The organism is Cryobacterium sp. Y57, from assembly GCF_002929505.1.
Classification (GTDB): Bacteria; Actinomycetota; Actinomycetes; order Actinomycetales; family Microbacteriaceae; genus Cryobacterium.
In genome coordinates this window covers 1-17,489 of sequence record NZ_PJJL01000051.1, presented here as the reverse complement: position 1 = coordinate 17,489, position 17,489 = coordinate 1, and the positions used below count along the sequence as shown (strand labels likewise).

The following is a 17,489-nucleotide window of genomic DNA, read 5'->3' as shown; positions in this document are numbered from 1 at the left end:
TTGCCGACCCGCTCCCGCAGGCCGCTCCGCCTCCCCCCCTCCGCCGCCCCCGCCGACCTCACGAAAATCACCGTGCCGACGCTGGTGATCCACGGCGATTCCGACGCCATCGTGCCCTTCGAGGTCAGCGGCCACCGCACCCACGCCTTCATCGCCGGCAGTGAACTCGCGCTGATCAAAGACGCCCCGCACGGCGTCACCGTCTCGCGTAAAGAGGAGTGGAACCGGCGCGTTCTCGCCTTCCTCGCCAAATAGCGCCCACTCCAGGTAGCGGATGCCTGACCCACGTCCTCGGCACCCCCGCGGTCGGCGTCCCCCGTCACGATGGCGCGAATGACCGCAATGGGCAGCTTGGGAGTGCGGTTCGCGTCGGTCAGGCCGTTGGTCTCCTGCAGGGGGTCCGTGAGCTGGGTGTAACAGAAGCCTGCCAGCAGAGGGTTGTCGCGCAANGTTCTCGGCGGCGTCGGGCGCGTAGCTCACCCCGCCGAACTCGCTGACCATGATCGCCTGCCAGTATCCCTGCTCCAGAACTGACCGCACGAAGTCGGGCCAATCGTTCCCCACCGGCTGAGGCGGCGCAAAGACCCCCTTACCGCTACGACCCACATGGCCCGCTTGCGAAAACGAGGGGATAGACGAATGAGCTCACGCTGATCACAATCGCAACCATCGACAGCGCGACCCCCCCCCAGTTGGCTCTGAGATGGCGCCGAGCCGCCATCTTGTCGTGCACGGTCGCTGTTTCCACCGCACCTCCAACGATTCCAAATTAGCAAACAATATTGGTCACCTCTGCCGACAGTCCCAGTCCCAGTCCCAGAACCAGAACCAGAACCAGCGACACACACGATGCCCTTACCTCAACCGGGCCGTCGCCGCCCTGGCCATAACGGGCACTTCGCCTTCTCGGCACCGACCACTGGGCCGACACCAGCACCATCTCCATCCTGCAGATCTCATCGGTACCGGTCGGGGCAGTTGACGATAACTGGTCGGGCTCGGAGCCTGGGGCGATCCAGCCGTCATCGATCGGAACGATATGATCACTTCAATATGAAAAATATAAGGTCTAGCGAGAAACAACGAGTGCTTGCTGTCTCTTTCATAGCGATAGGAATCGCCGCTCTCGCGTTAACCGGCTGTTCGACCAGCTCCGCCAAGCCCGACACAGCTACCCCGTCAGCTACAGCTGAGGACATCGTTACGTCGGTAACGCCGGAGCCGGAGACGACCCCCGAAGTGGAAGCAGCACCCTACTCTCCAGTGTTCGGAGACTGTCTTCGAGAGTTCGTCTCAGTGCCGTGCACGGATGCACACACCCATGAGGTCTACTGGGTGGGCGAGTATCCCGGGGAGGAATTCCCGGCACAGCTCGGTGCGGCACAGACGGCATTGCAGGGGCCGGCGCTCAGCGAGTATCTCGGCGGATACACTCCGGTCGGAGACCCTCGGTCTTGGATGTCGGGTTGCTACGACGTGAATGAGGTCGACTGGGCCGCTGGCATCCACTCGGCGTGGTGTCTGACGACGGCCAAAGTGGATGCCAGTGGGGACGCGACCGAATGGGTGCAATCCCAGCAAGGCATTCTTGCCGGGTGATCCGCGGAGCCTAGTCTGAATCGGCTGGCGGCAATGCAACCCTCGGCCCACTCTTGCCGAGGCCTCCGCAGAGGGTCGCGGGGTCCCTGCGGGTCGAGACGATCCCCGCGCTCCGTGGCCGTTACACTGTAACAAAATGGGGGAACATTATTTCGACTCACAAACGCAATCTGCTCGCGGTCACACTTGGCGTGGCGCTTCTTCTGTCGGTGGCGGCGTGCTCTGCACCCGAGACGGAAACCGCCAGCGAATCGGCGCCAATCGCTACCGCAACGCCCACTGCCACTACAGCTCCCGAATCAATGCCTGTTGACCTACTGCCGCTACTTGATGGCGTGGCCGCCGCTGCTCCGGAGGGCTGGGTAGCGGGAACATGTGAGGGATTGAGCTTTTCGTCCCCGGCCGACTGGGAGGACGTGTCATTCAATGCAGGTGTAAGATCTTTCATAAATAATGCCGAGGCGGCACTAATCGTGGAAAATCCCGAACGCAGCACTTCCTTAGGTCAAAGCATCGCGTTCGCCTGTGAAGGTGAGAAGACCGATTGGTACGGCGGTTGGGACGCTGAGGACGGAACGGAATCATTCCGTCTGGACGTCAGCGGAGCAGCGTACGCAGCGATTAAAGTGACGCCCCTGAAACCGTATAACGACACGACTGAGGGAGTTACTCTCTCCGGGACCATCTTCGATGCACGGATCCATCTGGTCACGCCGGACATGGGCTACTACACCGTTACGCTCACCCTCCCCGCAAATGACTCTGCCTATGACTTGGTTCGCCAGGTGGCGAGCAGCCTAAATCTCGAATAGAGCTCCTTCTGCCGTAAGACACGAATGATCACCGCCGCTCTCGGCCACAGCCCCTCCACCATCAGCCGAGAGGTCCGGCGCAATCGGTGCCCGCGCTCCACGCGCTCCACGCGCTACGCTCCCCGAGCCGCACAGTTTGTCAGACTCACCGTTCGCCTTCCGACTGCGGACGAAATAGCGCGACTCCTTGCCAACATGCCCGCAAGACGGACTCCCACCGGACGCGTTGAAGCGTGATTCCTCAAATCGATTCCCTGAGCGAGTTGCCCGTAAGCCGAACCCCCTACGGGACATGGTTCGTCTCTCGCCAGTCGAAGCTGGCTAACCCGCGGCGACAATGCCACCACCGCAGCGCCGCCAACATTGATGGCGCGATAGTGTCTTAACTGAGTCGGGCGCTCAAGGCGTCCTCATCTGCTCTGGGAGTCACCATCCGCACGTCACTTGCGTTAGCCGTTATAACGATCGTCGCCGCCGCTCTCGCAGGCTGCACAGCGTCGTCACTGCCGGAATCATCCGAGACCGCCGTAGCAACGCCAGAAACCCAAACGACGGCGCCGGATACTGTCGCTCCTAAAGCGACGATCACCTTGGATGAACTGCACGAGGCCTACATCGCCACAGGTCTGCCCTGTGAATGGGTAGTCACAGAGAACGTCATGGCCGGTTCGTTTGAATCGGGCGTGTGCCGCAACAGTGAAAACGGTCTAAATACTTTTGCTACTCAGGCCGACCTGGACGGTCTCCTGCAACTCAACGAGGCCAGCCCCGAGACTGGCCTTTTCCTCGTCGGTGACCTGTGGGTTGTTGGAAGCGAAAATCCCGAAGATCTCCTGACGGCCCAGACGGATATGGGCGGAGAACTTTGGCCGGCAGATTCGCCCTTCTTCGAATCGAAGTAATCCGGCGGAGCCCCATTCTTATTGGCGGTCGCATCGTGGGCATGGCGGCCACGTTCGTCGATCGCGGGCGTGCCTCTTTCCAGCCGGCTCGTTCGAGAGCCAATCCCTCCCAACGAGGCTGCTGATTCAGGCTTCTCGGCGCTGTCGTGACCGTTGTACAAACATCCACAAGAGGAACCCTCTGCGGCGCAGATTGCGTAACGGGCGTCGCAAGCCCTTTGACTGCGGCAAGACTATGACTTATGTGGATTCGAGGAAATCTGGCCGTATCTGACGACATTGCCGTGAACTTAATGTTTGCGTTGCGGCAATAACAGTTATGAGCAGTGATAACGAGATCATCGAGCGGTCGAGGGACACTCCCGGCGCGTTCGCCGGGCTCTACGATCGGCACGCAGGCGCGATCTACCGGTACGCAGCACGTCGGCTCGGGGTGGGTGTTGCCGATGACGTGATGTCGGAGACGTTTCTCGTTGCATTCGAACGCCGTGCCGCGTTCGATCCAACGGTTGGTGCCGCACTTCCGTGGCTCTACGGGATCGCGACCACACTGATGAAAAAACACGCGCGACTCGAGGCCGCTTCCTGGCGGGGGATGGCTGCTTCAGGCGCGGCCGAGGTAGTCACGGACGACATCGCGAGTCTTGAATCCCGGGTCGATGCGGAGGCCTCCGTTCAAAGAATCAGCTCGGCGCTTCGCCGAATGGCGAAGCGAGACCGCGACGCGCTCCTGCTGCAGGCGTGGGCGGAGCTCAGCTACGAGGACATCGCGCTGGCGCTGGGAGTGCCGGTGGGCACTGTCCGCTCACGACTTAACCGCGCGCGACGGGTGTTGCGTGAAGCGATCAGTAGGGGCCAAGCCCCTGAGATGGAGGTGGAACATGGACGAATCGACTCTGCTGCGCAAGGTGCGTAGCGACGTCCCTGAAGCAAGCGGCGACATACTCGATAAGGGGCGGGCCGCACTGTTCAATCGCATCAACGAATCGGGCTCGACGGCGGTGAAACGCCCCAAGCAGAAGGCCCGCGTCCGTTGGGCTAGCGCGGGAATCGGCGCCATCGGTACGGCAGCTCTCGTGACCGGGCTAATCGTGACCAACGTGATTGGTCTGGCTGGCTGGCGCGGAAGCGCGGAGCCGGCTGCAGCCGAAGTCCTGCACAGCGCCGCGCTGGCATCGATCGGGAACTCCGACGCGTTGCTCGCGCCCGGTCAGTATTTGCGCGTTGATACGGCGGCGGTATACGGCGCGACGACACAGATCGGTGACTCAGCCAGGATGGTGAGCTACCTGACCATCACGAATGACGAGTTGTACGTTCCCGCCGACCGCGCCCAGGACTGGGTGTGGGTACGCGGCCTTGCGGAGCCCTACGATACATTCGGTCCTGAATCGGAGCGGGTCGCCGAGGAGAGTTGGGCAGCGGTCGTTTCGGAGCGCGGTGCCGACTATAAGGAGTTGGTACGGGCACCAAAGGGTGCGTTCTACAGCTATGAAAACGTACACTCACCTGATCAGCTCGCCGAGCTTTCCCGGAATCCGTACCTATTGCTGAACCACATCTATAAGACGACCATGGGACAGGGCAACTCCCCGGACGGCCAAGCGCTGACATGGATCGCCGACACTCTCCGCTTCGGCGCCGTCCCGGCCGATCTTCGCGCGGCGCTCTACCAGGCGGCCGCGATGATCCCGGGTGTCGAGATCACCGAGAAGCAGGCGAACCTTAACGGTGCGACCGGGGTCGCGATCGGTCGCCTGGAGGATGCGAACGGCATCCGTCAGGACCTCATCATCGACCCGACCACCGGCCAACTGATCGGAGAACGACAAGTACTTACCCACGAAGGCAAAGAGCAAAGTGGCTTCCCGATCGGAACCACCATTTCCTGGACGGCGATCACGACCACGGTCGTCGATGGTGCGCCCGAAGGCGGGAGCGCGAACGGCGTCTTCGACGAAATGGGGTGCACGCAGACCGCACCGGGCGTGTCCCAATGCCCGCCCGAAGGAGCCCCCGATGAATGACACCCCCTTAATCAACCCGGCCGCTGTCGGCCTCCCACCGACGGAATCCATCGACATCACCGCACTACTCCGAACCGAAATTCGATAGAAAGCACTCCATGGGAGTGGGGCTTCCTGCAGCCGCCGGAAGTCCCCCTCGCATCTGCAAGAGACAAACTACGAGGTGAGGGTCGCACCCATGAGCCCAGTGCTTGACCGCGTCAATGCTGTCAAGCACCTTGTCAGCGCTGTGAACAACAGGTTTCTCGCGAGTGCCGCGTGGAGTGCCTTCTTTCCGCGACGACGTTTGACGCTCGTGTCCGAGAAAGGGAACTCGAATGAGCCGAGTGGACATTATTAGGTATGGACCATTCGGAGGACGTGAGCGAGAGCGCACTGTGGTTGCGCGCGGTCGCCGGCGATCCTGAAGCGTTCGGGCGAGTCTTTGAACTTCACGCGGATCGCGTCTTCGGCCACAGCCTTCGACTGACAGGGTCACGCGCCGACGCCGACGATGTGACCGCCATTGCCTTTCTCACAGCCTGGAAGCGCCGCCGATCCGTTCGCGTAGTGGACACATCGATCATCGGCTGGCTCCTCGTAACGGCCACCCACACGGCCCGCAATCTGGCCCGTTCCCGGCGGCGCCAACATTTGGCCCTTGCCAGACTCCCTGCACCTCGAGACGCCGACGATTTCGCGGAAGCTACCGGCCAACGTCTCGACGCTCAATCGCCCCGAACTGGCGTCCGGAAGGCATTCTCCCGGTTGAGCGCACGGGACCAGGACGTCCTGGCCTTGTGCGTCCTTGAGGACATGTCGATGGCCCAGGCGGCATCGGCCTTGGGGATCCCGGTCGGAACGGTGAAATCCCGACTCGCCCGAGCCAAAGGCCGTCTTGCCCTCGGGGTTACTGGTGCAGCACCGACTCCGCACGTGCAGCCAGAAGGGACTGCCTGATCATGAACGACGACAACTTTCTCTCGGAACGCAAAACCCAAATGAGGCACTTCCTTGTCGCTGAAGCGCAAGGTTCGCTCCCTCAGGAGAAGCATCCCGTGACTCGAAGAGGGCGCGCAATCCGCTGGACTGCGCTGATCCTCCTGATCGCGGCCGTCGGAACAGGTGGAACGGCGACGGCACTGAATTACGGGACCCTGTTCTACACGCCCTCGGCCTCTCCCGGCGCACAGGCCACACTCGAGCCGGTTCCGGATTGGCCTGTCAACGCAAACGGTCAAACGTTCGGTGTCCAAGGAGACAGCGCGATCGCACCCGACCTCATCCTCGTCCAAACCCTCGATATGCAGTCGGGCTACGTCTATTCCAAGGACCTTGAAGTCGCTGAAGGCTCGAACGTGAAGTCACCCGAGGAAGCGATCGAGTGGACGAATGCGCATGAAGGAACCTACGTCGACATTTTGGCCTACGCATCGGACGGCACCACAGTGATTGGCATATTCCGGATCGGATCCGGCAGACCCTTCACCCCCTAACCACAGAGGAACGTCTTGCGGGACACAGTGGGATCAGGCAGCAGCCTGTTTCTCCAGGATGCGCATGACGGTTGGTCCGGGATCAGTCGGCCCACGACCGAGGAGATCGCCGAGGTCGGTAGTCGTGCGCGAAAGAAATCCGTGTGCCGCACTCGAATAGATTGAAAGCAGCATCGCTGGCTGAAAGGGCAACAGCCCGCTCTGTTCGAGAGCGGCGCGGTGACTGCCGAGCGCAGCTGGTCGGTAGAGCAAACCGGCCCCCTCGGCGATCTGGCCGGCAGTGACCACATTCGACCCGACTAGGTCGTACACACGATTGATATGGCGGTCGGGTGCGGCTGCCACGATGGCTGCTGCCTCGGCCAAATCTGCGCGAGTGACCACGGCCACAGAACCCGTTCCAAACGGCGCGGTAATGACGCCGTCACTCGGCGCGAGCAACGACCCAAAAAGCTCGGCATAGAGGCCATTGCGCAAAATAGTCCACCGCAAAGTACTTCCCTGTATTCGCCGCTCGGTCCAGCGATGCGCGAGGGCGAAGCCCAGATGGTCCCCGTCTGTGGCGATGCTGGTGTAAATCAGGTGCTGCACTCCGTCGCGTTCCGCAGCCGCGACGACGCTTTCATGCCGAGCAATCACCACGTCATCTTCGGCATATCCAGCGGAGACCATGACTACTGTGGCGAAACCGGTGAAGTCCAAAGAACCGGGTTCGTCGAAGTCGACGCGTCGTTGCTCGCTGCCCTCGACTGGTCGTCGTGTGCCCGCGACAGCTGGCTGGCCCCCGCCAGCCAGTCGTTCGACGATGGCCCGGCTTAACTGGCCGGATGCTCCGGTAACTAAAATCATGCGTAAGTCCCCTCGGTGGTTCTGAACAGTAACTAGACTCATTTTCGGTAACTTACCGGCACTCCACAAGGAGGCACTTTCATGTCAGACAGTCACATTCAGGTAACCGCATCCCTCGATCCCTGCGGTCTGGACGAGCACCCGGATTGCGGTATCCGCGACGTACTGACCCGGGTGGGCGACAAATGGTCCGTCCTCGTCATTGTCGAACTCGCCTCGGGCATACGCCGCTTCCGCGAATTACAACGCGGCATCGACGGAATCTCTCAACGGATGCTGACCCTGACCGTGCGCCGGCTGGAACGCGACGGCCTTGTCACCCGAACCGTGTACCCCACAGTCCCCGCCCAAGTCACGTACGAGCTGACAGCTCTGGGCAGCAGCCTGACCCACCTCGTCAAACAACTCGCCGATTGGTCACTCGACCACCGCGAAACCATTGGACGTTCCCGAGCGCACTACGACGCCCAACACCCCGACAACGAGATCCGCTAAACACGAGCCGCCCGCAAGCCGAACCCTCACCGGGACGGTTCAGGTCGACTATGACGGTCGAGTCGACGCGAGCGGCAGCTTGAGGCCAGGCTTCCGAGACCCAGCCCGGAGACGAACTCTCGCAGCTTGGCCCTGCTGCTGGCTGTGATCACCCAGGCACTGGCTGGGACAGGTCTGGCCACGGTATTCCTGGTCTTCGCCGCCTACGCGGTCGGCAAAGTCAAGTCGTCGGTTCCGCCGTGCTTCTGCTGATCCTGGTGGTCGTGACAGCTTTCGCCAGCATGTTAATTACCGGTACCTGCGCCGCCTCCTGCCGCATATGAACCGGATCACCGGCGCGATCTTGCTCTTGCCCGGCGGTTATCTGATCGTGTATTGGCTGCCGCAACTTCTCGGCGGTGGCCCGGGTACCTCCGCGTTGTCTGGGGCAGCCGGGTCACTGTCTGGCTGGATTAGCAGCAACCAGCTGGTGATCGTCATCGTCGCCAGCGCGGTAGTCGCGGTGACAGTTATTGGCGCTTTGGTGCAACGGGCTAGGTCCCGCCGGTTGCGCGAAGGTGACGACTGCTGCGAGCCCGCTCAGGAACCATGATCTGCACGCCGACAATCCTGACCGTTGGTCCCGCGTCGCGTACTTGCTTGCCGTCCGCGACCCGTAGCGCCGAGGCGCGGCGTGTCTAGCGTCTGGGCTCGGAACGTTTCAGAGGTAGCTGCAGATTCGTTTGGAGTCGCACGCGGCAGGATCGGCAGCGGCGGCGGTGTCATGGAATCGGGCGACGGTGGATCTAAGAGCGACCAGCTCGGTGATCTGCCAGTCCAGATCCTTCAGTTGCCTGGCCAGAAGGTCGCTCACATGCGTGCAGGGAGCCTGGCCGGCGTCACGGATGTGCAAGATGTCACTGATCTGGGCCAGGGTCAGCCCCGCGCCCCGACTCCGGCGAATGAAATCTAGACGCGTGATTGTTTCGTCCCCATAGGATCGGTACCCGTTGGCCGCCCGCTGAGCGGCGGGGAGCAGTCCCCGGTCCTCGTAAAACCTTAGGGTTTTGGTTGTCATGCCAACGGCCGCGGCCGCTTCACCAATGCGCACTCCGTACTTCTCGCTCGCATATCGGGAACTTTCACACTTGACCTTCCAGTCTAGGGGAAGGTGCAGACTGGGCTCAGCACCAAAAAATCATGCACGTTCTTGTCCAAGACAGGTTTGGGCGTCCACAGCTTTTCCGGAGGATTCATGTCTGAAGCAACAACGTCTGAAACAGCCGCGTCTGATTTTGACTTGGCGATCATCGGTTCCGGTGGGGCCGCGTTCGCTGCCGCCATTCGAGCGACGAATTTGGGTAAGCGGGTCGTGATGATTGAGCGCGGAACCGTCGGTGGAACGTGCGTGAACACAGGCTGCGTTCCGTCTAAAGCCCTGCTAGCGGCGGCCGACGCGCGCCACGTCGCACTGGATTCCGGACGGTTCCCGGGGATCTCTACCGCCGCTGACGTAGTCAATATGTCGGAGCTGATTGGTGGCAAACGTTCTCTGGTGGAAACGATGCGCACCGGTAAGTACGTGGACCTGATCGGTGAGTATGGCTGGGAGCTGCGCCAAGGCACTGCCGTGTTCGCCGGGACTGCCGATGAGCCGGTGTTGGAAGTTACCGGTTTCGATGGGTCGGTGGAAACCGTGCGCGCCGCCCATTACCTGGTGGCAACCGGGTCGACCCCGTGGGCGCCTCCGATCGCGGGTCTGGAGGAGGTGGGCTACCTGACGTCCACGACGGCCATGGAACTGGACGAGGTGCCCAAGTCCCTGCTGGTCCTGGGCGGTGGATACGTCGCGTTGGAACAGGCGCAGCTTTTCTCACGGCTGGGCTCCACTGTGACAATGCTGGTCCGCTCCCGGCTCGCTTCGGCGGAGGAGCCGGAAGCGTCCCGCACCCTGATGAGCGTCTTCGCGGACGAGGGCATGCGGGTCATCCGCCGGACCACCGTGTCCGCCGTGCACCTCGACAAGTCCACCGGCGAGGTTGTCGCCGTGGCCACAACGGGAGGCGGGCGGGAAGAGTTCCGTGCCAGCAAACTCCTCGTCGCCACAGGGCGACGCCCCGTGACGGACGGCCTGAACTTGGGCGCGGTCGGCGTCAACGTGGGAGAGAAGGGCGAAATTGTGGTCAACGGCATGTTGGCCAGCTCGAACCCGCGAATCTGGGGTGCCGGGGACGTGACCGGACACCCGCAGTTCGTGTATGTGGCCGCCTCCCACGGATCCTTGGTGGTGGACAACGCGTTCACCGATGCCGGACGTGTGGTCGACTACCGTCACCTCCCCCGAGTCACCTTCACCAGCCCCGCGCTGGCCGCGGTAGGTATGACCGACAAGGAAGCCAATGCGGCCGGCATCCGGTGTGAGTGCCGGGTATTGCCGCTGGAATACGTCCCCCGAGCCCTGGTCAACCGGGATACTCGAGGCTTCATCAAGATCGTCGCCGACGCCCAGACACGGCGGATCGTGGGGATCACTGCCGTCGCCACAGACGCCGGTGATCTCGCCGCGGCCGGCGTCTACATCCTGGAAGCCGGGATGACCGTCGACCAAGTCGCCACCATGTGGAGCCCGTACCTGACCATGGCCGAAGGCATCAAGATCGCCTGCCAGTCCTACAACACGGACGTCTCCAAGCTCTCCTGCTGCGCCGCCTAACCACCTCAACCTCACAAAGAAAGGCACTTCTCATGACGAATGAAACCCATCAGGTCACAGAACGACTCACCTCCGGCGATGCAGGACTTGAAACCTGGGTCTGGCTGCCGCTCATGAAGCTGCTGGCCCAGGGCGACGCAGTAGACATTGCCGACCTGGTGGCTGCATCCGGCCGGCCCGCCGAAGACGTTCACCGTGCTCTGGCAGCCGTGCCCGAAACGGAGTACGACGGGTCCGGTCGCATTAGCGGGCAGGGCCTGACTCTTCGGTCCACCCCGCACCGCCTCGAGGTCAACGGTGAACAGCTCTACACATGGTGCGCCCTGGATACCCTGATCCTGCCAACCGCCCTCGGAACATCCGCAAGAATCGAATCAGCCTACGGGGCAACAGGAATCCCAGTTCGGGTCAGCGTTGACGCCACCGGGGTGACAAGCGTTGAGCCAGCCACGGCCGTGGTCTCCCTGGTCAATCCGAAAGACATGAGCTCGGTGCGTTCATCGTTCTGTAACCAGGTCCACTTCTTCGCATCCCCTGAAGAAGCCAAGCCTTGGCTTGACAGCCACCCCGGCGGCTCCGTGATACCCATCGACGAGGCTTACCGGCTCGGTACCTCCATTGCCGAAACAATGCTCACAGAGACGACACCGCAGCGGTCCGCCCACCCTGACAACGGGGCGCACGGCTGCTGCTAAGACCGCAATGCCGCACCGGCACCGTCACCGGCACCAATCCACTGCAGTCTCCGTTAGAGCTCCACGCGCAGAACCTGATGTAAACATCTGAGATTAAGAAGAAAATTGTGAGCGAACATTTTGATGTTGCGGTAATAGGCATGGGGCCCGGCGGGGAGGTGGCCGCAAGCCGGCTGCTCAAGGCCGGTAAGAAGGTCGTGGTCATCGAGCGGGAATTGACCGGCGGTGAATGCGCCTACTGGGCCTGCATTCCGTCCAAGACGCTGTTGCGGCCAGCTGAAGCCCGCACGGAAGTCCAACGGGCAGCCGGGGTATCTGGCGCGGAATTGGACTGGTCTGAGGCCAGTAAGTACCGCGATTACATGATCCGGAATCTCGACGACAGCGCACAGGTCGACGGGTATGCCCGCCACGGTGCCGTCGTAATAAAGAGCGAAGCCCGGATCACGGGCCCCGGCCGGATCCAAGTCGAGGACCGCGAGCTCACCGCAGAGCACATCATTATCGCGACCGGCTCGGAGGCAGTCATCCCCGAACTCGAAGGTCTCGATCAGATCACCGCGTGGACGAACCGAGAAAAGTACACGACCAAGACCCTGCCGAAGAGTGCGGTGATCATCGGCGGTAGCGCCGTCGGGACCGAGACCAGCACCTTCCTCTCCCTTTTCGGAGTGAAGGTCACACTCGTCCACCGCGGCGACCGGCTCCTGGAACGCGAAGAACCCAGGGTCGGGGAGCTGACCCATAAGTATTTGACGGAGTCCGGAATCGATATCCGTCTGGGCGTGACCGCCCGCCGGGCCCACCGTAACGGTGACCAGAGCGTGATTGAACTTGATGACGGCACGGAGGTGACGGGCGACGTTGTCATTTTCGCAACCGGACGCACCCCTCGTACCAAAAACCTCGGCTTCAAAAACGCTGGTGTCCCTCTGGGCGATCACGGGCAGGTGCAGGTGGACGAATACTGTCGTGCGGCCGAGAATGTGTGGGCCATCGGAGACGTCACCGGCATCATGCCCTTCACCCACGTCGCTAAATATCAGGGACGGATCGCAGCAGACGCCATTCTTGGCAAACCGCACACCGCGTCCTACGGCGGCATTCCCCGCGTCGTGTTTGGAGATCCCGAAATTGCGGCCGCAGGGCTCACAAAAGAACAGGCCGAGCAGCACGGCTTGCGGACCGTCGCAACAGAGCTTGACGTTGCCAGTGCCATCGCTCGCCCCTGGACCTACGAACAAGACCCTCGCGGATTCCTCGGACTCCTCGCCGACACCGACAGCAAGACTCTCATTGGCGCTTGGGCTGTGGGGCCAATGGCCGGCGAATGGATACATCATGCCGCCCTCGCCATCCGCACACAGATCCCAATCGAAATCCTGCGCGACCAAGTCGCCCAATTCCCCACCTACAACGAGGCCTACCAAGCAGCACTTGAGGAACTGGACATCTAGCTCCTATCGCCGGACGATCCGAAGTGCTGCCGTTCCCGGGCGCCTGAACGCTCGCGCAAGGCCGCTCGGATAGCACGGTGCCGTTCGCGCGAATAGGACCCTACGGTGAGCCTGCAAGGGGGACGTCGAGTCGGAGAGCCGAGCAGGCGATCGACGATTTTCGATCCAGTCCCGCAAGCCGAACCCCTTGCGGGACGCGCTCATCTCAAGAACCTTTGATGGGTTCAGGTCGTAATTTCGATAGTGACCGGGGCGGCTTCTTCAGGGCCGCCGCAACGCTCGCTACCGCCGACTCGGACCCAGCTGAGCGTCATGTCCTCCTCGGCGAGGACAATTCCGTTCGCTGAGAAGGCGCGGAGTGTCACCTTGTCCGGGGACGACATGCTGAGGTCGATCTCCCACGAGTGGTCATTGATCTTGGAAGCGAAATACGGGAGCTTCACTGCACGGGGATCGGGCGTGTACATCTCAAGATCTTCCGGTCCCAGGATGTCGCTCGGAGCAGGAATTGAACACTCATCATCGATGCACAGCTGCACGAGGCTGACATCAGCCGTTCCACCGTCAAGCGTCACGGTGAGCGTATTTGCCCACCCGATCGCCGTACACGCATTCATAATCGGACCCGAGCAGCCAGACAGGACTGCACTCGCGATGAACACGGCGCAAAGACCGACGAGATGCTTGACCGCCGTGGCCGGTACCGTGTTAGCGATGTTGTCCCCATTCATTCGTTACCGATGAGGCTAGCGGAGCCACTGATTGCGGCGCACCTGGTCTTCGCATCATTGGCGGCGTCGCCATTGCCATTCGAAGCCGCCGGGACCGTACCCTCTCCCGTGCAACGACCCGCACTCCGAGGGCGAGGAGCGCCGGATAGGTGATAATCCGCCATGCTCGACCGTATGGGGAACCCCCAACGGGACGCCTGAGATTGAAGGCGTATCCGGCTACACGGTAGGCGGTCGCCGGGTGAGGCTCATGGCGATCGTCCTGATCTGCGATAGGACTGCCTTCACATTGTTTCTCTCAAGTGTTTCGGGTCGAGCGAGGCAGTCGATGTGCCGGCCCAGCCCGGGATGGGCGAGCGGACGCAGGACGAGGCCTGGATGGTCGTGGATGTCGGTTGTGTACCGGGGCATCAGTGCGATGCAGCCGCTTGCTTCGACAACCGCGGCAGCAACAAGGAACTCGTTGATCCGGTGCAGGATGCGCGCTTCGCTGCCGCCGATGCCCGCAATCACGGTGATAGCTTGCTCGAGCGGGAAGCCTTCCTGCACTGCCACCCATGCCTCGTCGTGGAGATCCGCGGGTTCGATCGCAACTTTCGCTGCCAGTCGGTGATCGCGTCGGACGGCAATGTCCAGAGGCTCGAACAGGAGAGGTTCCACACGCACGGACCCTGGCCATGACGGGCTGCCGACCAGCCGGTGCGCGAGGACGAGATCATGTTCGGCCGTGAGAGGGGGGAAATTTTCCTGAGCCACGTCGAAATCGCTCAGTCGGACGTCAGGCTGATCGGAGCTGTTCAACGCGGTGATCAGTGGACCGAAGACCGCCCGGCCCGCACTGTGGAAGGCCGCCACTGAAACGGTGCCCAACGGGTCGCCCTGAAAGCGTGCTACTGCCTGTCCGGCGCGTTCGAGCGCCACTTCCACATCGATCGCTGCCAACGCTAGGGCGTGCCCGGCATCGGTGAGTGCCGTCCGCCGTCCGTTCTTGAACGTCAATGGGACGGCTGAGTGACGTTGCAAAGCGCTGATCTGTTGCGAGACCGACGACGGCGTGACGTAGAGCGCCGCAGCGACGGCGGCAATACTGCCCCGGTCACCCAACTCTCTTAATGCGCGAAGCTGACCTAGTTCCATAAGTTCAAACTAAACCATTCGTCACGAAACTCCTTTCTTATCTTACGCGAGGTCAAACTGGACGATTGAGGAATGACTGTTCTACTCAGCCGATTCCGTGTCGACCTGCTCCTACTCCTGGTCGCCGCATCGTGGGGATCGACATACCTCGTAGCCAAAGAACTGGTCACGCCAAATTCCGTGGTGTCACTCCTCGCGCTACGCATGATGCTCGCCGCTGCCATCATGGCGGCAATCGTGGCCGCAAGGCGGAACCGTGTGACCGCAGCAGAGCTGCGGGTGGGGGTGATCCTCGGGATTGTGTTGGCTGCTGTGTTTGCCTTCGAAACTTTCGGGATAGTCCATACGTCAGCCACGAATGCCGGACTCATAATCAGCCTGACGATCGTCTTCACCCCAATTCTTGACTCCGCGGTATCCGGTCGACGGCTGCCCGGCAGGTTTTTCTTCGCCGCCATGATTGCCATCACCGGAGTCGCGCTTCTCGCCAGCAACGGCGCATTCCAACCGCCGAGCCTTGGCGACCTACTCATCCTCGTTGCGGCAATCGTTCGCGCCGTCCACGTCACCACGATGTTCAAAGTCACGATCAACAGACCGATGGACTCGCTTCACCTCACCACGGTGCAACTGGCCACCTGCGCGATACTCTTCTCGGCGACGTCACTGTTCTACGGGGAAGCGATCCCGCACTTCCTTGCGCAACTCGACGCCGTACGTACAGTCCTCTTCCTCTACCTCGTTCTCGCCTGCACAGTCTTCGCCTTCCTAGTACAAACCTGGGCGGTCCGGCGCACATCGCCATCCAGAGTCAGCCTCCTCCTCGGAACCGAGCCGATCTGGGCCGCAATCGTCGGGATCACGATCGCTCACGACAGCGTGGCACCCGCCGGATATTTCGGTATCGCCCTTATCCTCGCCGGAACAGCGTGGGGCCGCTCCATCGAGCAAAGGCACCGCCTCAACGTCAACCCACCCGACCGCCAAGAGTCACGAGTGTCGACTGCAAAATGAAGGGGACGAGCAGCGGGAACTGTCTGAAACGCTAGTCCGCGATCGGCACATCCGCGTCATCCAGCGCGCGTTCCAGTCCCAGTCAGGGAACCCCATACGGGCATTTTTTGGCTGGAGCAGTCCAAAGTCGAAGGTGTCGGATCCTCAGCCCGCAAAGCGGTTCCGAGTCCTGGAAAAGACGTCGCGGTATCTATGACTGGCGTTACTGTCTCCTGACCTATTCTTGAGGACACGTGGACAAAACGGGTGCCAGCGGTCATGTACTGAGTGAATGTACTTATCGGAGGGCGCACCATGGACAACACTGAACTCGAACTCTTGCTCCGCGAGACGGCACCCCAGCCGCTGCTGCCCACAGGCTTGGCCGGGCACAGTGAGCGGATCCTCGCTGAAGCAAAGCCGCGCCGTGCACGTCGTTTGCGGGCGTGGACCGCCGGCGTCGCAGTTTCGGTGTTGCTTCTCGGTGGAGGGTCAGCAGCGATGGCTGCCGGCGGCATGGAAACGCCCTGGGGTTGGGTCGCGGACAATGTCTTCTCAGTGTCCAATGGTGCCGAGATCTGCTTCGCAGGATTCACCGTCAGCTTCTTGGATGGCGTAGACGAGGACTCAGACATCGCGCGTGAAACACGAGCGTTCGTGGGCGCGCTCGATCTTGAAACGTTGGACACCGCGCAGATGGAAGCCGAGAACCGCGAGTCGTATCTCACCGCCCGCGATGAGAGTGGCGATGTAAATCCGATCACCATGAGCGATGCGCAGGCCAAGCAGATGGCTGTGTGGCGGGTGGCCTCGAACTTGACGTGGGAGCACCTGGAGGCAAAGGGTTACGACCCCGATCTCGTCGGCTTCGGCATGGCCACGGAAGGGTGCGGCTTGTGAGCGCTGCTGACTGGCAAGCTCGCTTTGAGGTGGCTATCAAGTACAGCGAAGGCGACCTATTCCGCTACTTCTTGCGCAGGATCTCGAACCCGGCTGATGCCGCCGAAGCATATGGTGAGCTGCTCATCACGGCATGGAAACTCCATCGCAAAATGCCGACAGACGCGACAGAAGCACGCATGTGGCTATTCGGTGTCGCTCACAATGTGTTGCGAAGCACCCGACGCAACTCCGCACGCCACTCGGCCGCGGTGCAGAGATTCGCCGACGAACTGCGAACCACTCCGGCACCCCAGCCCGAAGACAAGGGTGTTGAGCTCCGAGATGCGATCGCATCACTTTCCGCCGGTGAAAGTGAATTAGTCCGACTGATCTACTGGGACGGCTTCAAATCACACGAGGCAGCAGCAATCCTCGGCATCAATCCCTCAACCGTCAGATCCAGGATGACAAAAGCCAAGGCGCAGCTACGAGCGCTACTGTCAACAGCACAGCCCGAGCCAGCGAACCTCGCACACGTTCCGTGTTTATCCGTTGGATAGCTCGCGAATGCCTGTCGGGCGATCTACTTATTCACGGCGGTGCGCCGCAACTGCAGCGCCGGAAACCACCAGACCATCGACAATGCCCGCAAAGGGAACGGCGGATTCAACCGGTCGTCGCAACACTCGATTTTGTGAGGTGTTGTACGTGTGGTCGAAGTATGAGCTGGTGGAGAAGCAGGC

Annotated in this window: 21 protein-coding genes; 17 read left to right on the top strand and 4 right to left on the bottom strand. The window is 61.6% G+C overall.

The features are described from left to right. From CXY72_RS03150 to CXY72_RS03115, 8 genes are all read left to right on the top strand, one after another. On the top strand, positions 1-255 hold the full coding sequence (locus CXY72_RS03150) for an alpha/beta fold hydrolase (protein WP_233197627.1): 255 nt from the start codon (positions 1-3) through the stop codon (positions 253-255). A gap of 984 nt (positions 256-1,239) precedes the next feature. Then, positions 1,240-1,599, top strand: coding sequence for a hypothetical protein (locus CXY72_RS03145; protein ID WP_146071032.1), 360 nt, complete (start codon positions 1,240-1,242; stop codon positions 1,597-1,599). Positions 1,600-1,790: 191 nt separating this feature from the next. Further along, complete coding sequence (locus CXY72_RS19450) at positions 1,791-2,411, top strand: hypothetical protein (protein ID WP_158252450.1); 621 nt, start codon at positions 1,791-1,793, stop codon at positions 2,409-2,411. Positions 2,412-3,001: 590 nt separating this feature from the next. Continuing rightward, positions 3,002-3,313, top strand: coding sequence for a hypothetical protein (locus CXY72_RS03135; protein ID WP_104126261.1), 312 nt, complete (start codon positions 3,002-3,004; stop codon positions 3,311-3,313). 319 nt (positions 3,314-3,632) lie between these two features. Then, a complete protein-coding gene (locus CXY72_RS03130) occupies positions 3,633-4,229 on the top strand; it encodes an RNA polymerase sigma factor (protein WP_104126260.1) in 597 nt (198 codons plus the stop codon). Next, on the top strand, positions 4,195-5,340 hold the full coding sequence (locus tag CXY72_RS03125; protein ID WP_104126259.1) for a CU044_5270 family protein: 1,146 nt from the start codon (positions 4,195-4,197) through the stop codon (positions 5,338-5,340). Before CXY72_RS03130 ends, CXY72_RS03125 begins: the two co-directional genes overlap by 35 nt. A gap of 342 nt (positions 5,341-5,682) precedes the next feature. Next, complete coding sequence (locus tag CXY72_RS03120) at positions 5,683-6,279, top strand: RNA polymerase sigma factor (protein WP_104126258.1); 597 nt, start codon at positions 5,683-5,685, stop codon at positions 6,277-6,279. A gap of 2 nt (positions 6,280-6,281) precedes the next feature. After that, positions 6,282-6,815 carry a hypothetical protein gene (locus CXY72_RS03115; RefSeq protein WP_104126257.1) on the top strand — a complete coding sequence of 178 codons (534 nt, stop codon included), beginning with the start codon at positions 6,282-6,284 and terminating at the stop codon, positions 6,813-6,815. A gap of 33 nt (positions 6,816-6,848) precedes the next feature. On the opposite strand, the gene CXY72_RS03110 is transcribed toward CXY72_RS03115, so the two are convergent. Then, on the bottom strand, positions 6,849-7,664 hold the full coding sequence (locus CXY72_RS03110; protein ID WP_104126256.1) for an NmrA family NAD(P)-binding protein: 816 nt from the start codon (positions 7,662-7,664) through the stop codon (positions 6,849-6,851). 81 nt (positions 7,665-7,745) lie between these two features. On the opposite strand from CXY72_RS03110, the gene CXY72_RS03105 reads away from it, so the two are divergent. From CXY72_RS03105 to CXY72_RS03100, 3 genes are all read left to right on the top strand, one after another. After that, positions 7,746-8,159 (top strand): helix-turn-helix domain-containing protein, encoded by a 414-nt coding sequence (locus CXY72_RS03105; RefSeq protein ID WP_104126255.1) that lies wholly within the window; start codon positions 7,746-7,748, stop codon positions 8,157-8,159. 126 nt (positions 8,160-8,285) lie between these two features. Further along, positions 8,286-8,411 carry a hypothetical protein gene (locus tag CXY72_RS20310; RefSeq protein WP_255409247.1) on the top strand — a complete coding sequence of 42 codons (126 nt, stop codon included), beginning with the start codon at positions 8,286-8,288 and terminating at the stop codon, positions 8,409-8,411. A 67-nt stretch (positions 8,412-8,478) separates the two neighbouring features. Further along, on the top strand, positions 8,479-8,751 hold the full coding sequence (locus CXY72_RS03100; protein ID WP_104126254.1) for a hypothetical protein: 273 nt from the start codon (positions 8,479-8,481) through the stop codon (positions 8,749-8,751). 108 nt (positions 8,752-8,859) lie between these two features. On the opposite strand, the gene CXY72_RS03095 is transcribed toward CXY72_RS03100, so the two are convergent. After that, positions 8,860-9,249, bottom strand: a complete 390-nt coding sequence (locus tag CXY72_RS03095) for a heavy metal-responsive transcriptional regulator (RefSeq protein WP_104126253.1) — start codon at positions 9,247-9,249, stop codon at positions 8,860-8,862. Between the two features lie 144 nt (positions 9,250-9,393). Between CXY72_RS03095 and merA the strand changes: the two genes are divergently transcribed. The 3 genes from merA to CXY72_RS03080 all read left to right on the top strand — a co-directional run bounded on the left by merA (position 9,394) and on the right by CXY72_RS03080 (position 13,003). Further along, entirely contained in the window at positions 9,394-10,851 is a 1,458-nt protein-coding gene (gene merA / locus CXY72_RS03090; RefSeq protein WP_104126252.1) for a mercury(II) reductase, read from the top strand. 32 nt (positions 10,852-10,883) lie between these two features. Further along, positions 10,884-11,546, top strand: coding sequence for an organomercurial lyase MerB (merB, locus tag CXY72_RS03085; protein ID WP_104126251.1), 663 nt, complete (start codon positions 10,884-10,886; stop codon positions 11,544-11,546). 107 nt (positions 11,547-11,653) lie between these two features. Further along, positions 11,654-13,003, top strand: coding sequence for an NAD(P)/FAD-dependent oxidoreductase (locus CXY72_RS03080; protein WP_104126250.1), 1,350 nt, complete (start codon positions 11,654-11,656; stop codon positions 13,001-13,003). 224 nt (positions 13,004-13,227) lie between these two features. Here CXY72_RS03080 and CXY72_RS03075 read toward each other — a convergent pair whose 3' ends face one another. After that, positions 13,228-13,620, bottom strand: a complete 393-nt coding sequence (locus tag CXY72_RS03075; protein WP_104126249.1) for a hypothetical protein — start codon at positions 13,618-13,620, stop codon at positions 13,228-13,230. 333 nt (positions 13,621-13,953) lie between these two features. After that, complete coding sequence (locus CXY72_RS03065) at positions 13,954-14,871, bottom strand: LysR family transcriptional regulator (RefSeq protein ID WP_104126247.1); 918 nt, start codon at positions 14,869-14,871, stop codon at positions 13,954-13,956. Between the two features lie 72 nt (positions 14,872-14,943). Between CXY72_RS03065 and CXY72_RS03060 the strand changes: the two genes are divergently transcribed. The 3 genes from CXY72_RS03060 to CXY72_RS03050 all read left to right on the top strand — a co-directional run bounded on the left by CXY72_RS03060 (position 14,944) and on the right by CXY72_RS03050 (position 17,306). Further along, positions 14,944-15,885: a DMT family transporter gene (locus CXY72_RS03060; protein ID WP_104126246.1), complete on the top strand. Its 942-nt coding sequence runs from the start codon at positions 14,944-14,946 to the stop codon at positions 15,883-15,885. Positions 15,886-16,179: 294 nt separating this feature from the next. Then, complete coding sequence (locus CXY72_RS03055; protein WP_104126245.1) at positions 16,180-16,764, top strand: hypothetical protein; 585 nt, start codon at positions 16,180-16,182, stop codon at positions 16,762-16,764. Then, positions 16,761-17,306: an RNA polymerase sigma factor gene (locus CXY72_RS03050; protein WP_104126244.1), complete on the top strand. Its 546-nt coding sequence runs from the start codon at positions 16,761-16,763 to the stop codon at positions 17,304-17,306. Before CXY72_RS03055 ends, CXY72_RS03050 begins: the two co-directional genes overlap by 4 nt. Positions 17,307-17,489: the final 183 nt, after the last annotated feature.

Excerpts from the sequence above, each read along its gene's own strand:
- CXY72_RS03060 (WP_104126246.1), top strand. The coding sequence starts at position 14,944 with ATGACTGTTCTACTCAGCCGATTCCGTGTCGACCTGCTCCTACTCCTG.
- CXY72_RS03100 (WP_104126254.1), top strand. The coding sequence starts at position 8,479 with ATGAACCGGATCACCGGCGCGATCTTGCTCTTGCCCGGCGGTTATCTG.
- CXY72_RS03120 (WP_104126258.1), top strand. The coding sequence starts at position 5,683 with ATGGACCATTCGGAGGACGTGAGCGAGAGCGCACTGTGGTTGCGCGCG.
- CXY72_RS03115 (WP_104126257.1), top strand. The coding sequence starts at position 6,282 with ATGAACGACGACAACTTTCTCTCGGAACGCAAAACCCAAATGAGGCAC.
- CXY72_RS03075 (WP_104126249.1), bottom strand. The coding sequence starts at position 13,620 with ATGAATGCGTGTACGGCGATCGGGTGGGCAAATACGCTCACCGTGACG.
- merA (WP_104126252.1), top strand. The coding sequence starts at position 9,394 with ATGTCTGAAGCAACAACGTCTGAAACAGCCGCGTCTGATTTTGACTTG.
- CXY72_RS03065 (WP_104126247.1), bottom strand. The coding sequence starts at position 14,871 with ATGGAACTAGGTCAGCTTCGCGCATTAAGAGAGTTGGGTGACCGGGGC.
- CXY72_RS03105 (WP_104126255.1), top strand. The coding sequence starts at position 7,746 with ATGTCAGACAGTCACATTCAGGTAACCGCATCCCTCGATCCCTGCGGT.
- CXY72_RS03055 (WP_104126245.1), top strand. The coding sequence starts at position 16,180 with ATGGACAACACTGAACTCGAACTCTTGCTCCGCGAGACGGCACCCCAG.
- CXY72_RS03125 (WP_104126259.1), top strand. The coding sequence starts at position 4,195 with ATGGACGAATCGACTCTGCTGCGCAAGGTGCGTAGCGACGTCCCTGAA.
- CXY72_RS03110 (WP_104126256.1), bottom strand. The coding sequence starts at position 7,664 with ATGATTTTAGTTACCGGAGCATCCGGCCAGTTAAGCCGGGCCATCGTC.
- merB (WP_104126251.1), top strand. The coding sequence starts at position 10,884 with ATGACGAATGAAACCCATCAGGTCACAGAACGACTCACCTCCGGCGAT.
- CXY72_RS03130 (WP_104126260.1), top strand. The coding sequence starts at position 3,633 with ATGAGCAGTGATAACGAGATCATCGAGCGGTCGAGGGACACTCCCGGC.